2 protein-coding genes, 17 tRNA genes and 5 rRNA genes are annotated in these 14,471 nt (G+C 44.9%); 1 reads left to right on the forward strand and 23 read right to left on the reverse strand.

Features of this window, described 5'->3' with window-relative positions; genetic code table 11:
• Positions 1–21: 21 nt before the first annotated feature.
• Positions 22–2,631 carry a bifunctional acetaldehyde-CoA/alcohol dehydrogenase gene (gene adhE, locus LpgJCM5343_RS07715; protein WP_049148682.1) on the reverse strand — a complete coding sequence of 870 codons (2,610 nt, stop codon included), beginning with the start codon at positions 2,629–2,631 and terminating at the stop codon, positions 22–24.
• Positions 2,632–2,936: 305 nt separating this feature from the next.
• Here adhE and LpgJCM5343_RS07720 point away from each other — a divergent pair, with 305 nt between their 5' ends.
• On the forward strand, positions 2,937–4,310 hold the full coding sequence (locus LpgJCM5343_RS07720; protein ID WP_049148684.1) for an amino acid permease: 1,374 nt from the start codon (positions 2,937–2,939) through the stop codon (positions 4,308–4,310).
• Between the two features lie 188 nt (positions 4,311–4,498).
• Here LpgJCM5343_RS07720 and LpgJCM5343_RS07730 read toward each other — a convergent pair.
• From LpgJCM5343_RS07730 to LpgJCM5343_RS07835, 22 genes are all read right to left on the reverse strand, one after another.
• Positions 4,499–4,571 (reverse strand) — tRNA-Val (locus LpgJCM5343_RS07730).
• Positions 4,572–4,576: 5 nt separating this feature from the next.
• Positions 4,577–4,693 (reverse strand): 5S ribosomal RNA (gene rrf / locus LpgJCM5343_RS07735).
• Between the two features lie 60 nt (positions 4,694–4,753).
• Positions 4,754–7,659, reverse strand: a 23S ribosomal RNA gene (locus tag LpgJCM5343_RS07740).
• A gap of 220 nt (positions 7,660–7,879) precedes the next feature.
• A 16S ribosomal RNA gene (locus LpgJCM5343_RS07745) occupies positions 7,880–9,452 on the reverse strand.
• Positions 9,453–9,835: 383 nt separating this feature from the next.
• Positions 9,836–9,925, reverse strand: a tRNA-Ser gene (locus LpgJCM5343_RS07750).
• Between the two features lie 2 nt (positions 9,926–9,927).
• A tRNA-Ile gene (locus tag LpgJCM5343_RS07755) sits at positions 9,928–10,001 on the reverse strand.
• A gap of 12 nt (positions 10,002–10,013) precedes the next feature.
• Positions 10,014–10,084 (reverse strand) — tRNA-Gly (locus LpgJCM5343_RS07760).
• 17 nt (positions 10,085–10,101) lie between these two features.
• Positions 10,102–10,174: transfer RNA gene (locus LpgJCM5343_RS07765), tRNA-Phe, on the reverse strand.
• Between the two features lie 4 nt (positions 10,175–10,178).
• Positions 10,179–10,251, reverse strand: a tRNA-Asp gene (locus tag LpgJCM5343_RS07770).
• A 3-nt stretch (positions 10,252–10,254) separates the two neighbouring features.
• A tRNA-Met gene (locus LpgJCM5343_RS07775) sits at positions 10,255–10,328 on the reverse strand.
• Between the two features lie 31 nt (positions 10,329–10,359).
• A tRNA-Ile gene (locus LpgJCM5343_RS07780) sits at positions 10,360–10,433 on the reverse strand.
• A gap of 13 nt (positions 10,434–10,446) precedes the next feature.
• Positions 10,447–10,520: transfer RNA gene (locus LpgJCM5343_RS07785), tRNA-Met, on the reverse strand.
• Between the two features lie 28 nt (positions 10,521–10,548).
• Positions 10,549–10,622, reverse strand: a tRNA-Pro gene (locus LpgJCM5343_RS07790).
• Positions 10,623–10,627: 5 nt separating this feature from the next.
• Positions 10,628–10,701: transfer RNA gene (locus tag LpgJCM5343_RS07795), tRNA-Arg, on the reverse strand.
• Between the two features lie 9 nt (positions 10,702–10,710).
• Positions 10,711–10,796 (reverse strand) — tRNA-Leu (locus LpgJCM5343_RS07800).
• A gap of 12 nt (positions 10,797–10,808) precedes the next feature.
• A tRNA-Gly gene (locus tag LpgJCM5343_RS07805) sits at positions 10,809–10,880 on the reverse strand.
• Between the two features lie 20 nt (positions 10,881–10,900).
• Positions 10,901–10,973, reverse strand: a tRNA-Thr gene (locus LpgJCM5343_RS07810).
• 1 nt (position 10,974) lies between these two features.
• A tRNA-Leu gene (locus LpgJCM5343_RS07815) sits at positions 10,975–11,059 on the reverse strand.
• Between the two features lie 19 nt (positions 11,060–11,078).
• Positions 11,079–11,151, reverse strand: a tRNA-Lys gene (locus tag LpgJCM5343_RS07820).
• 2 nt (positions 11,152–11,153) lie between these two features.
• Positions 11,154–11,226 (reverse strand) — tRNA-Val (locus LpgJCM5343_RS07825).
• 5 nt (positions 11,227–11,231) lie between these two features.
• Positions 11,232–11,348: ribosomal RNA gene (gene rrf, locus LpgJCM5343_RS07830) — 5S ribosomal RNA — on the reverse strand.
• Between the two features lie 60 nt (positions 11,349–11,408).
• Positions 11,409–14,314 (reverse strand): 23S ribosomal RNA (locus tag LpgJCM5343_RS07835).
• Together the 16S, 23S and 5S rRNA genes with 17 tRNA genes alongside form the textbook arrangement of a ribosomal RNA operon.
• Positions 14,315–14,471 lie beyond the last annotated feature (157 nt).

Here is a 14,471-nt window from a genome sequence, read left to right on the forward strand (position 1 = left end):
AGATATTGGAATAGAGATAAACTAGGCTTCAATACCCTTTCCCTTATAAGTTTCTTTCATTAAGTCTTTAATTTCACTAATTAATAAAGCGGAAGGATTAGTTACGACATTTTGATCTCCATAAGCTTCAACAGCCATAGCGTCAACTTTGTTATTGAAATCAGCCTCATCAACTCCGTTAGCCTTAAGACTAAGTTTCATTCCTACACCGTGCCCTAATTCAACAACTTTCTTAATTAAAGCATCCACTAATTCTTGATCCGTATTACCTTTTAAGCCTAAGCTACGAGCAATTGTAGCATAATCCTTATCAGCTCTGAAAGTTGAATAGTGAGGACGCATAGCAAGTTTTCTTGGTTTCTTAGAATTAAATCTAATTACATATGGCATAGCAATTGCATCACTCAAGCCACTTGGAATACCAAATTCAGATGATTCAGTATGAGCAATTGCATGTCCTACTCCTAAGAAAGCATTAGCATATGCCATTCCAGCTAGAGTAGCCGCATTATGCATTCTACTTCTTGCGTTTTGATCGCCGTTATATGATTTTTCTAAGTTTTCAAAAATCAACTTAATAGCTTCCATTGACCAGCCACGAGTAAAATCGGTAGCCATTGTAGAAACGTAACTTTCTACTGCGTGAGCTAATGCTTCAAAGCCAGAACGTGCAATCAATTCTTTAGGCATTGTTTCTACAAATTGATCATCAACAATGGCAACATCAGGATTTAAAGAATAATCACAAAGAGTATGTTTAATGCCAGTTACAGTATCTTTAATAATGGAAAATGGTGATACTTCTGAGCCAGTGCCTGAAGTTGTTGGGATACATACTAATTGAATGGCGTTATATTTTGGAAACCTTACCGTTCTTTTTCTAATGTCTAAAAACTTTGAATAGGCATCTTCAAAACTCATATCTGGATTTTCATAGAATAAACGCATTGCTTTAGCAGCATCCATTACAGAACCACCACCAACAGCAATAACTACATCTGGTTTAAAGATATTCATTCTGTGAACACCATCAGCAATTATAGTGGTATCTGGATCTTTAGTTACTGCTTGAAAGACTTCATAGCTCTTCTTTCCACGACGTTGACTAATGATATCAGTAATTTCATTAATGTACTTACTTGCTACGCCTTCATCAGTCACAATGAAAAATCTTTCAACATCTGGCATATGTTTTAAGTAATTTGCAGCATTATGTTCAAAATACGTCTTCTTTGGTACTTTAATCCACTGCATATTATCGCGACGCTTTGCAACCGTCTTAATATTAAGCAAGTCTCTAGCACCAATATTATGTGAGAAAGTATTTGCTCCGTATGAACCAGTTCCCAAAGTAAGAGAAGGAAGCATATTGTTGTATAAATCACCAACCCCACCAACTGAAGCAGGAGAGTTTACTAAGATACGACATGCATCCATTTTCATTGAAAAGTCATCAATAACCTTTTCATCTTGTGAGTGAACACCAGCAGTATGTCCACGACCACCATAGTTTAGAAGATCAGTACAAATCTTATAGGCATCTTCATGATCTTTAGCCTTGTACATAGTAAATACTGGGGAAAGTTTTTCAGCAGATAAAGGATACTTTTTACCTACACCCTTATATTCAGCAATGATTACTTTGGTATCTTCTGGAACATCTACGCCACATAACTTAGCAATTTGATAAGCTGAACGTCCTGCGACTGGACCAGCAACTGTTCCTCTTCTAGGATCGATAAACTTTTCTTCAAATTTTTTAATTTCATCTGGTTTCAAGAAATAGCAGTTCCAAGACTTAAATTCATCTTTTACTTTGTTGTAAATTTCTTCATCAACTACTACAGAGTTTTCAGATGAACAAATCATTCCATTATCAAAAGTCTTAGACAAGACAATGTCATAAACAGATTCTGGAATATTAGCAGTCTTTTCAATATAAGATGGACCATTACCAGGACCAACACCAATAGCAGGCTTACCAGATGAATAAGCTGCCTTAACCATTCCGGGACCACCAGTAGCCAAGATAGTTTGAACATTTGGATGATTCATTAAAGCACTAGTGGCTTCAAGACTTGGATATTCAATCCATTGAATAGCATCTTTAGGTGCACCCGCCTTAATTGCAGCCTCACGAATAATTTCACCAGTTTTTACACAACTCTTCTGTGCTTGTGGGTGAAAACCAAAAATAATAGCATTTCTAGTCTTTAAAGCAAGCATTGCCTTAAAAATTACAGTTGAAGTTGGGTTAGTAACTGGAGTTACACCAGCAATTACACCCTTAGGTTCTGCAATTTTGACTAATTGCTTTTCCTTATCTTCTTCAATAACACCTACAGTTTTTTCGTGGCGAAGACTATTCCAAATATTTTCACTAGCAAACATGTTCTTGATTGTTTTGTCTTCTACTACACCACGACCAGTTTCTTCAACTGCCATTTTTGCAAGAAGATAACTGTTTTGCTCTCCAGCACTTGCAATAGCTTCACATATTTTATCAACTTGTTCTTGATTGAAATCGGCCATCTCATCTAAAGCAACATGAGCTTTTTCAACATAGCCATCAATCATTTTATTTACATCAATTGTTTTTTCTTCTTTTGTAGCCTTTTTATCTTGCACCATCTAAATTGGGCCTCCTACTCGGAAATCTAGGCATATTTTTATGAACAATGACAGTATAGCGCCTATCTTAGACATTTGTAAATGACTTTGTGCACTCTTTTACAAATTCACAATATGATAAAAAGTAAGAAATAACTGTTTTCAGTAATGATATCGTTTACATTTTTAATAATATTGAAAAATATTTCACAATTGAATTTTGCTTTACGATCTTATAAAAAATATTAAAACCTATACGTTTTAGCTATTGTCATAGATTTTTATGTTAAAATTTTAATAAACTATGAAAGGAGTTTTATATTTTAATGTCAAAAAACAACTCAGAAGCATCTGAGGTTAAAACTATGAAACGTAGTTTAACAAATACCCATATTCAACTAATTGCATTGGGGGGAACGATTGGAACTGGGCTTTTTCTAGGAGTTGGAAACAGTATTGAACTAGCCGGACCAGCAGTAATCTTCATTTATTGTCTAGTTGGCTTCTTCCTTTTTCTTTTAATGAGAGCTCTAGGAGAATTGATACTGTCTGATATTAAAAAAAATACCTATATCGATTTTATTACAGAATACCTAGGAAAAAGCATTGGTACAACAACGGGATATTTGTATTGGTTTAGCTGGCTCACGTTAGCTATGGCGGAAATTACCGCCTTAGGTATTTACTTTCAATATTGGTGGCCAAATTTGCAAAGTTGGATTCCGGGATTAATTACTTTATTAGTTTTACTATCTATTAACCTAATCTCAGCTCGAGTATTCGGTAACTTAGAATTTAGTTTTGCAATTATTAAAATAGTAACAATTATTGCATTTGTTATTCTAGTTTTTTATTTATTAATCACAAACTCTGCAACAAAATACGGACAAGTAAGCTGGCGGAATATGGTAATTGATGGCGGAATTTTCGCTAAAGGTCCCAAAGGCTTCTTATTAGGTTTCCAAATGGTTATTTTCAGTTTTATCGGAGTTGAGCTAATTGGATTAACAGCTGCAGAAGCAAAAGAACCAAAGAAAACCATTACTCGAGCAATTGATCAATTACCAATTAGAATCATTTTATTCTATGTCTTAGCAATTTTAAGTATCTTATTAGCTATTCCTTGGGATAAGGTTTCCACTTCTAGTTCACCATTTGTTCAGGCATTAGGTGCTACTGGTATTAAAAACGCTGGCTCAATAATTAACTTCGTTGTAATAAGTGCAGCTATCTCATCAACCAATAGTTTTATCTATAGTGCAGGACGTTTATTATTCTCAATAAATTATAAAGGTAAAACTAAATTAAGTAGGCATTTAGGAAAACTAGATCATCGACAATTACCTAAAAATGCATTAATATTTTCAACGATTTTAATTGCTTTAGCTCCACTTTTAAATTTATTTTTAAAAGATGCGTTCACATTTATTTCTGCTACAGCAACTAGCATGTTTTTAGTCATTTGGTCAATCATGATTATCACCCACATGGCTTACCGAAAGAAAACCTTAGAAAGCGAACTACCAACCTTCAAAATGCCATTATATCCTTTATCTGATATAGCAGTACTAACTTTCTTTATAGCTATGATCATTATTCTATTAATTTTTCCAAATTATCGTATTCCAATGATTAGTGCAGGCATAATTTTCATAGTACCAGTATGTATAACTCACTTTATACAGAAAGAAATGAATTAGTTCTTTACAGTCTCTAGTTAACCCTAGAGACTTTTTATATACTCTATTAACCTACAAAAAAAGAGAGAATGAAAATATTTTCGTTCTCTCTCTTTCATTTCTTCATTTACTTACTCCGGCTGGCAGGCTCGAACTGCCGACCCTCTGATTAAAAGTCAGATGCTCTACCAACTGAGCTAACGACTCAATGGAGGATACAGGGCTCGAACCTGTGACCTCCTGCTTGTAAGGCAGATGCTCTCCCAGCTGAGCTAATCCTCCATTTAGCACGGCGACTGCCTACCCTCGCAGGCAGTTTCCCACCAACTACTCTCGGCGTTAAGAAGCTTAACTTCTGTGTTCGGCATGGGAACAGGTGTATCCTTCTTGCCATCGCCACCGTACTCTTTCTGAGCTTTTACACTCAAAACTGAATATAATCTTCCGCTCTAAACCTTTGAGCTTTGGTCAAGTGCTCGACTGATTAGTACTAGTCCGCTCCACATATCGCCATGCTTCCACTCCTAGCCTATCTACCTCATCGTCTTTAAGGTGTCTTACTGCTTGCGCATCGGAAATCTCATCTTGAGGGGGGCTTCGCACTTAGATGCTTTCAGCGCTTATCCCTTCCATACATAGCTACCCAGCGATGCCTTTGGCAAGACAACTGGTACACCAGCGGTATGTCCATCCCGGTCCTCTCGTACTAAGGACAGCTCCTCTCAAATTTCCTACGCCCACGACGGATAGGGACCGAACTGTCTCACGACGTTCTGAACCCAGCTCGCGTGCCGCTTTAATGGGCGAACAGCCCAACCCTTGGGACCGACTTCAGCCCCAGGATGCGACGAGCCGACATCGAGGTGCCAAACCTCCCCGTCGATGTGAACTCTTGGGGGAGATAAGCCTGTTATCCCCAGGGTAGCTTTTATCCGTTGAGTGATGGCCTTTCCATGCAGTACCACCAGATCACTAAGCCCGACTTTCGTCCCTGCTCGAGGTGTACCTCTCGCAGTCAAGCTCCCTTATACCTTTACACTCTGCGAATGATTTCCAACCATTCTGAGGGAACCTTTGGGCGCCTCCGTTACATTTTAGGAGGCGACCGCCCCAGTCAAACTGCCCACCTGACACTGTCCTCCAGAACGCTCAGCTCTGCGAGTTAGAGGATCCATCAAACAAGGGTAGTATCCCAACATTGCCTCCAGTAAGACTAGCGTCCTACTTTCTCTGGCTCCTACCTATCCTGTACATGTTTAACAAATACTCAATATCAAGCTACAGTAAAGCTCCATGGGGTCTTTCCGTCCTGTCGCGGGTAACCCGCATCTTCACGGGTATTATAATTTCACCGAGTCTCTCGTTGAGACAGTGCCCAAATCATTACACCTTTCGTGCAGGTCGGAACTTACCCGACAAGGAATTTCGCTACCTTAGGACCGTTATAGTTACGGCCGCCGTTTACTGGGGCTTCAATTCAAACCTTCGCTTACGCTAAGCTCTCCTCTTAACCTTCCAGCACCGGGCAGGTGTCAGCACCTATACGTCATCTTACGATTTTGCAGATACCTGTGTTTTTGATAAACAGTTGTTTGGGCCTATTCACTGCGGCTGATCTTTTACCATCAGCACCCCTTCTCCCGAAGTTACGGGGTCATTTTGCCGAGTTCCTTAACGAGAGTTCTCTCGCTCACCTGAGTGTTCTCCACTCGACTACCTGTGTCGGTTTGCGGTACGGGTAAAATTGCTCTGGCTAGAAGCTTTTCTTGGCAGTGTGACATCATGACCTTCGCTACTTTGATTTCACTCCGCGTCACAGCTTGAAATCTAAAAATAAGCATTTGACTCATCTTTTTTCTTACTGCTTGCACATGTTTTTCCAGCTACATGCGTCATTAGCCTCCTGCGTCCCTCCTTTGCTCTTATCGAACAATTTCAGTACAGGAATCTCTACCTGTTGTCCATCGGCTACGCCTCTCGGCCTTACCTTAGGTCCCGACTTACCCTGGGCGGACGAGCCTGCCCCAGGAAACCTTAGTCTTTCGGCGGATAGGATTCTCACCTATCTTTCGCTACTCATACCGGCATTCTCACTTCTAAGCGCTCCATTAGTCCTCTCGATCTAACTTCTCCGCACTTAGAACGCTCTCCTACCACGCATATCCTTTGATATGCATCCACAGTTTCGGTACTATGCTTAGCCCCGGTACATTTTCGGCGCAGCGTCACTCGACTAGTGAGCTATTACGCACTCTTTAAATGGTGGCTGCTTCTAAGCCAACATCCTAGTTGTCTACGCAACTCCACATCCTTTTCCACTTAGCATAGATTTGGGGACCTTAACTGGTGATCTGGGCTGTTTCCCTTTCGACTACGGATCTTATCACTCGCAGTCTGACTCCCGTGCATTGATATCTGGCATTCGGAGTTTATCTGGATTCAGTAACCCCTGACGGGCCCCTAGTCCAAACAGCGCTCTACCTCCATTATCATTCACACGAGGCTAGCCCTAAAGCTATTTCGGAGAGAACCAGCTATCTCCAAGTTCGTTTGGAATTTCACCGCTACCCACAACTCATCCCCGCGATTTTTAACTCACGTGGGTTCGGTCCTCCAGCGTGTTTTACCACGCCTTCAACCTGGTCATGGGTAGGTCACTTGGTTTCGGGTCTACGTCATGATACTCTCTCGCCCTCTTCAGACTCGCTTTCGCTCCGGCTCCGTCTTTTCTGACTTAACCTTGCACCATAACGTAACTCGCCGGTTCATTCTACAAAAGGCACGCCATTACACTTTAATGTGCTTTGACTACTTGTAGGCACACGGTTTCAGGTTCTCTTTCACTCCCCTTCCGGGGTTCTTTTCACCTTTCCCTCACGGTACTGGTTCACTATCGGTCACTAGTTAGTATTTAGCCTTGCGAGATGGTCCTCGCGGTTTCAATCGGGATTCCTCGTGTCCCGACCTACTCAGGATCCTGCTAAGTCTCTCTGCAATTTCGCTTACGGGGCTCTCACCCTCTCTGGCTTATCTTTCCAGATAATTCTGCTATCGCTTCAAGTACTTTATTGCAGTCCTACTACCCCAACTGGCAAGCCAGCTGGTTTGGGCTCTTTCCTGTTCGCTCGCCGCTACTTGGGAAATCGATTTTTCTTTCTCTTCCTGCAGCTACTTAGATGTTTCAGTTCACTGCGTCTTCCTTCAACAGCCTTAACAGCTCTTGATAATACCTCGCGGTATTGGGTTCCCCCATTCGGATATCTCCGGATCATCGCTTACTTACTGCTCCCCGAAGCCTTTCGTGGTTCGTCACGTCCTTCATCGGCTTCTAGTGCCTAGGCATTCACCATGCGCCCTTTTCTACTTGACCTATTTCAAGTTGAGTTTCTCTCTCTTCTCGGTCGCTCTTCAATCTGTTTTTTCGATTGTCTCGGTTTTTTGCTTTAGATTATATTCAGTTTTCAATGTACTAGCTCTCTGAGGTATTACCCTCAAAACTAAACAAAGTTTCTCAGTGTGCTTCCGCTTGGCTTTCTCGATGACTTCTCTTTAGTGCTCTCGCACTCTCCATCATCTTTCGCCTTCCTTAGAAAGGAGGTGATCCAGCCGCAGGTTCTCCTACGGCTACCTTGTTACGACTTCACCCTAATCATCTGTCCTACCTTAGACGGCTGACTCCTATAAAGGTTATCCCACCGGCTTTGGGTGTTACAGACTCTCATGGTGTGACGGGCGGTGTGTACAAGGCCCGGGAACGTATTCACCGCGGCGTGCTGATCCGCGATTACTAGCGATTCCAGCTTCGTGTAGGCGAGTTGCAGCCTACAGTCCGAACTGAGAACGGCTTTCAGAGATCCGCTTGCCTTCGCAGGTTCGCTTCTCGTTGTACCGTCCATTGTAGCACGTGTGTAGCCCAGGTCATAAGGGGCATGATGACTTGACGTCATCCCCACCTTCCTCCGGTTTGTCACCGGCAGTCTCATTAGAGTGCCCAACTTAATGATGGCAACTAATGACAAGGGTTGCGCTCGTTGCGGGACTTAACCCAACATCTCACGACACGAGCTGACGACAGCCATGCACCACCTGTCTCAGCGTCCCCGAAGGGAACTCCTAATCTCTTAGGTTTGCACTGGATGTCAAGACCTGGTAAGGTTCTTCGCGTTGCTTCGAATTAAACCACATGCTCCACCGCTTGTGCGGGCCCCCGTCAATTCCTTTGAGTTTCAACCTTGCGGTCGTACTCCCCAGGCGGAGTGCTTAATGCGTTAGCTGCAGCACTGAGAGGCGGAAACCTCCCAACACTTAGCACTCATCGTTTACGGCATGGACTACCAGGGTATCTAATCCTGTTCGCTACCCATGCTTTCGAGCCTCAGCGTCAGTTGCAGACCAGAGAGCCGCCTTCGCCACTGGTGTTCTTCCATATATCTACGCATTCCACCGCTACACATGGAGTTCCACTCTCCTCTTCTGCACTCAAGTTCAACAGTTTCTGATGCAATTCTCCGGTTGAGCCGAAGGCTTTCACATCAGACTTATTGAACCGCCTGCACTCGCTTTACGCCCAATAAATCCGGACAACGCTTGCCACCTACGTATTACCGCGGCTGCTGGCACGTAGTTAGCCGTGACTTTCTAAGTAATTACCGTCAAATAAAGGCCAGTTACTACCTCTATCTTTCTTCACTACCAACAGAGCTTTACGAGCCGAAACCCTTCTTCACTCACGCGGCGTTGCTCCATCAGACTTGCGTCCATTGTGGAAGATTCCCTACTGCTGCCTCCCGTAGGAGTTTGGGCCGTGTCTCAGTCCCAATGTGGCCGATCAGTCTCTCAACTCGGCTATGCATCATTGCCTTGGTAAGCCGTTACCTTACCAACTAGCTAATGCACCGCAGGTCCATCCAAGAGTGATAGCAGAACCATCTTTTAAACTCTAGACATGCGTCTAGTGTTGTTATCCGGTATTAGCATCTGTTTCCAGGTGTTATCCCAGTCTCTTGGGCAGGTTACCCACGTGTTACTCACCCGTCCGCCGCTCGCTTGTATCTAGTTTCATTTGGTGCAAGCACCAAATTCATCTAGGCAAGCTCGCTCGACTTGCATGTATTAGGCACGCCGCCAGCGTTCGTCCTGAGCCAGGATCAAACTCTCATTTTCCTTCTTGAAAATGAGCTTTTTATCGTTTAGCTCTAAAACTTTCTTTGAGTTATCTCAAATTTATTGCTTGCGAATTGACTTCGCTTTTGTTTGGGATTTTTATATCCCGCACACTTTCAGCGAAACTTTGTTCAGTTTTCAAGGTACTACCGTTGCCGTGTGACAACTTTTATATTATATCATGCCTCTTGAGTTTTGACAAGTCTTTTTTCCTCTTTCTCATCTCTCTCAAATGACAGCTTTATAATATTATCATCTTTCTGCTCTCTTGACAAGCTTCTCGCTCTGCTTCTTGCTTGCCTCAAACAGCATGTATTACTTTACAGACTTTAAATCAAAGGAAAATAAAATGCTCCATTAAAAAATGAAGCACATCTGCAAAGCGGAGATTGAGAGATTCGAACCCTCGCGCCGGTATAAACCGACCTACACCCTTAGCAGGGGCGCCTCTTCAGCCACTTGAGTAAATCTCCAATGGGCCTAAATGGACTTGAACCATCGACCTCACGCTTATCAGGCGTGCGCTCTAACCAGCTGAGCTATAGGCCCCTTTTCCTTTGAAGCGGGTAACGAGAATCGGACTCGCGACTAAAGCTTGGAAGGCTTTCGTTTTACCACTAAACTATACCCGCAACTTCTTGCTTCCTAATGGCGCGAGACGGAATCGAACCGCCGACACAAGGAGCTTCAATCCTTTGCTCTACCAACTGAGCTATCGCGCCATTACGGTCCCTACCGGATTCGGACCGGTGATCTCCTCCGTGACAGGGAGGCGTGATAACCCCTACACCAAGGGACCATATTGCGGGAACAGGATTTGAACCTATGACCTTCGGGTTATGAGCCCGACGAGCTACCAGACTGCTCCATCCCGCGATGTTTTTATATAAAAAAAGCCAAGATCCTATGGACCTTGTAGGACTCGAACCTACGACCCGACGGTTATGAGCCGTCTGCTCTAACCAACTGAGCTAAAGGTCCAAGCTTACCTCTATAGCGGCGGGGGGGATCGAACCCTCGACCTCCCGGGTATGAACCGGACGCTCTAGCCAGCTGAGCTACACCGCCATCCTGTAACTTCCTGTTTAAGCTACAATCGGGAAGACAGGATTCGAACCTGCGACCCCCTGGTCCCAAACCAGGTGCTCTACCAAACTGAGCCACTTCCCGAAGTGTGCACCCTGAAGGATTTGAACCTTCAACCTTCTGATTCGTAGTCAGACACTCTATCCAGTTGCGCTAAGGGTGCATCATTATATGCCGAGGACCGGAATCGAACCGGTACGGTTGTCACCAACCGCGGGATTTTAAGTCCCGTGCGTCTGCCAGTTCCGCCACCCCGGCATGATAATGATAAGCGGAAGACGGGATTCGAACCCGCGACCCCCACCATGGCAAGGTGATGTTCTACCACTGAACTACTTCCGCATTTTTTTATTCAATTTTTATGCCGATTAAAGGACTCGAACCTTCGACCCCCTGTTTACAAGACAGATGCTCTACCAACTGAGCTAAATCGGCATGGTACGGGTGGTGGGACTTGAACCCACACGTCCGAAAACACTAGAACCTAAATCTAGCGCGTCTGCCAATTCCGCCACACCCGCTTGAGTTTTTCTGGGCCAATGAGTCGTGGCAGGCTCGAACTGCCGACCCTCTGATTAAAAGTCAGATGCTCTACCAACTGAGCTAACGACTCAATGGAGGATACAGGGCTCGAACCTGTGACCTCCTGCTTGTAAGGCAGATGCTCTCCCAGCTGAGCTAATCCTCCATTTAGCACGGCGACTGCCTACCCTCGCAGGCAGTTTCCCACCAACTACTCTCGGCGTTAAGAAGCTTAACTTCTGTGTTCGGCATGGGAACAGGTGTATCCTTCTTGCCATCGCCACCGTACTCTTTCTGAGCTTTTACACTCAAAACTGAATATAATCTTCCGCTCTAAACCTTTGAGCTTTGGTCAAGTGCTCGACTGATTAGTACTAGTCCGCTCCACATATCGCCATGCTTCCACTCCTAGCCTATCTACCTCATCGTCTTTAAGGTGTCTTACTGCTTGCGCATCGGAAATCTCATCTTGAGGGGGGCTTCGCACTTAGATGCTTTCAGCGCTTATCCCTTCCATACATAGCTACCCAGCGATGCCTTTGGCAAGACAACTGGTACACCAGCGGTATGTCCATCCCGGTCCTCTCGTACTAAGGACAGCTCCTCTCAAATTTCCTACGCCCACGACGGATAGGGACCGAACTGTCTCACGACGTTCTGAACCCAGCTCGCGTGCCGCTTTAATGGGCGAACAGCCCAACCCTTGGGACCGACTTCAGCCCCAGGATGCGACGAGCCGACATCGAGGTGCCAAACCTCCCCGTCGATGTGAACTCTTGGGGGAGATAAGCCTGTTATCCCCAGGGTAGCTTTTATCCGTTGAGTGATGGCCTTTCCATGCAGTACCACCAGATCACTAAGCCCGACTTTCGTCCCTGCTCGAGGTGTACCTCTCGCAGTCAAGCTCCCTTATACCTTTACACTCTGCGAATGATTTCCAACCATTCTGAGGGAACCTTTGGGCGCCTCCGTTACATTTTAGGAGGCGACCGCCCCAGTCAAACTGCCCACCTGACACTGTCCTCCAGAACGCTCAGCTCTGCGAGTTAGAGGATCCATCAAACAAGGGTAGTATCCCAACATTGCCTCCAGTAAGACTAGCGTCCTACTTTCTCTGGCTCCTACCTATCCTGTACATGTTTAACAAATACTCAATATCAAGCTACAGTAAAGCTCCATGGGGTCTTTCCGTCCTGTCGCGGGTAACCCGCATCTTCACGGGTATTATAATTTCACCGAGTCTCTCGTTGAGACAGTGCCCAAATCATTACACCTTTCGTGCAGGTCGGAACTTACCCGACAAGGAATTTCGCTACCTTAGGACCGTTATAGTTACGGCCGCCGTTTACTGGGGCTTCAATTCAAACCTTCGCTTACGCTAAGCTCTCCTCTTAACCTTCCAGCACCGGGCAGGTGTCAGCACCTATACGTCATCTTACGATTTTGCAGATACCTGTGTTTTTGATAAACAGTTGTTTGGGCCTATTCACTGCGGCTGATCTTTTACCATCAGCACCCCTTCTCCCGAAGTTACGGGGTCATTTTGCCGAGTTCCTTAACGAGAGTTCTCTCGCTCACCTGAGTGTTCTCCACTCGACTACCTGTGTCGGTTTGCGGTACGGGTAAAATTGCTCTGGCTAGAAGCTTTTCTTGGCAGTGTGACATCATGACCTTCGCTACTTTGATTTCACTCCGCGTCACAGCTTGAAATCTAAAAATAAGCATTTGACTCATCTTTTTTCTTACTGCTTGCACATGTTTTTCCAGCTACATGCGTCATTAGCCTCCTGCGTCCCTCCTTTGCTCTTATCGAACAATTTCAGTACAGGAATCTCTACCTGTTGTCCATCGGCTACGCCTCTCGGCCTTACCTTAGGTCCCGACTTACCCTGGGCGGACGAGCCTGCCCCAGGAAACCTTAGTCTTTCGGCGGATAGGATTCTCACCTATCTTTCGCTACTCATACCGGCATTCTCACTTCTAAGCGCTCCATTAGTCCTCTCGATCTAACTTCTCCGCACTTAGAACGCTCTCCTACCACGCATATCCTTTGATATGCATCCACAGTTTCGGTACTATGCTTAGCCCCGGTACATTTTCGGCGCAGCGTCACTCGACTAGTGAGCTATTACGCACTCTTTAAATGGTGGCTGCTTCTAAGCCAACATCCTAGTTGTCTACGCAACTCCACATCCTTTTCCACTTAGCATAGATTTGGGGACCTTAACTGGTGATCTGGGCTGTTTCCCTTTCGACTACGGATCTTATCACTCGCAGTCTGACTCCCGTGCATTGATATCTGGCATTCGGAGTTTATCTGGATTCAGTAACCCCTGACGGGCCCCTAGTCCAAACAGCGCTCTACCTCCATTATCATTCACACGAGGCTAGCCCTAAAGCTATTTCGGAGAGAACCAGCTATCTCCAAGTTCGTTTGGAATTTCACCGCTACCCACAACTCATCCCCGCGATTTTTAACTCACGTGGGTTCGGTCCTCCAGCGTGTTTTACCACGCCTTCAACCTGGTCATGGGTAGGTCACTTGGTTTCGGGTCTACGTCATGATACTCTCTCGCCCTCTTCAGACTCGCTTTCGCTCCGGCTCCGTCTTTTCTGACTTAACCTTGCACCATAACGTAACTCGCCGGTTCATTCTACAAAAGGCACGCCATTACACTTTAATGTGCTTTGACTACTTGTAGGCACACGGTTTCAGGTTCTCTTTCACTCCCCTTCCGGGGTTCTTTTCACCTTTCCCTCACGGTACTGGTTCACTATCGGTCACTAGTTAGTATTTAGCCTTGCGAGATGGTCCTCGCGGTTTCAATCGGGATTCCTCGTGTCCCGACCTACTCAGGATCCTGCTAAGTCTCTCTGCAATTTCGCTTACGGGGCTCTCACCCTCTCTGGCTTATCTTTCCAGATAATTCTGCTATCGCTTCAAGTACTTTATTGCAGTCCTACTACCCCAACTGGCAAGCCAGCTGGTTTGGGCTCTTTCCTGTTCGCTCGCCGCTACTTGGGAAATCGATTTTTCTTTCTCTTCCTGCAGCTACTTAGATGTTTCAGTTCACTGCGTCTTCCTTCAACAGCCTTAACAGCTCTTGATAATACCTCGCGGTATTGGGTTCCCCCATTCGGATATCTCCGGATCATCGCTTACTTACTGCTCCCCGAAGCCTTTCGTGGTTCGTCACGTCCTTCATCGGCTTCTAGTGCCTAGGCATTCACCATGCGCCCTTTTCTACTTGACCTATTTCAAGTTGAGTTTCTCTCTCTTCTCGGTCGCTCTTCAATCTGTTTTTTCGATTGTCTCGGTTTTTTGCTTTAGATTATATTCAGTTTTCAATGTACTAGCTCTCTGAGGTATTACCCTCAAAACTAAACAAAGTTTCTCAGTGTGCTTCCGCT

It is taken from the genome of Lactobacillus paragasseri (assembly GCF_003584685.1).
Lineage (GTDB): Bacteria > Bacillota > Bacilli > Lactobacillales > Lactobacillaceae > Lactobacillus > Lactobacillus paragasseri.

What these genes read in the sequence shown, in the direction of transcription:
- LpgJCM5343_RS07720 (WP_049148684.1), top strand. Translation starts at nt 2,937, where the DNA reads ATGTCAAAAAACAACTCAGAAGCATCTGAGGTTAAAACTATGAAACGT.
- adhE (WP_049148682.1), bottom strand. Translation starts at nt 2,631, where the DNA reads ATGGTGCAAGATAAAAAGGCTACAAAAGAAGAAAAAACAATTGATGTA.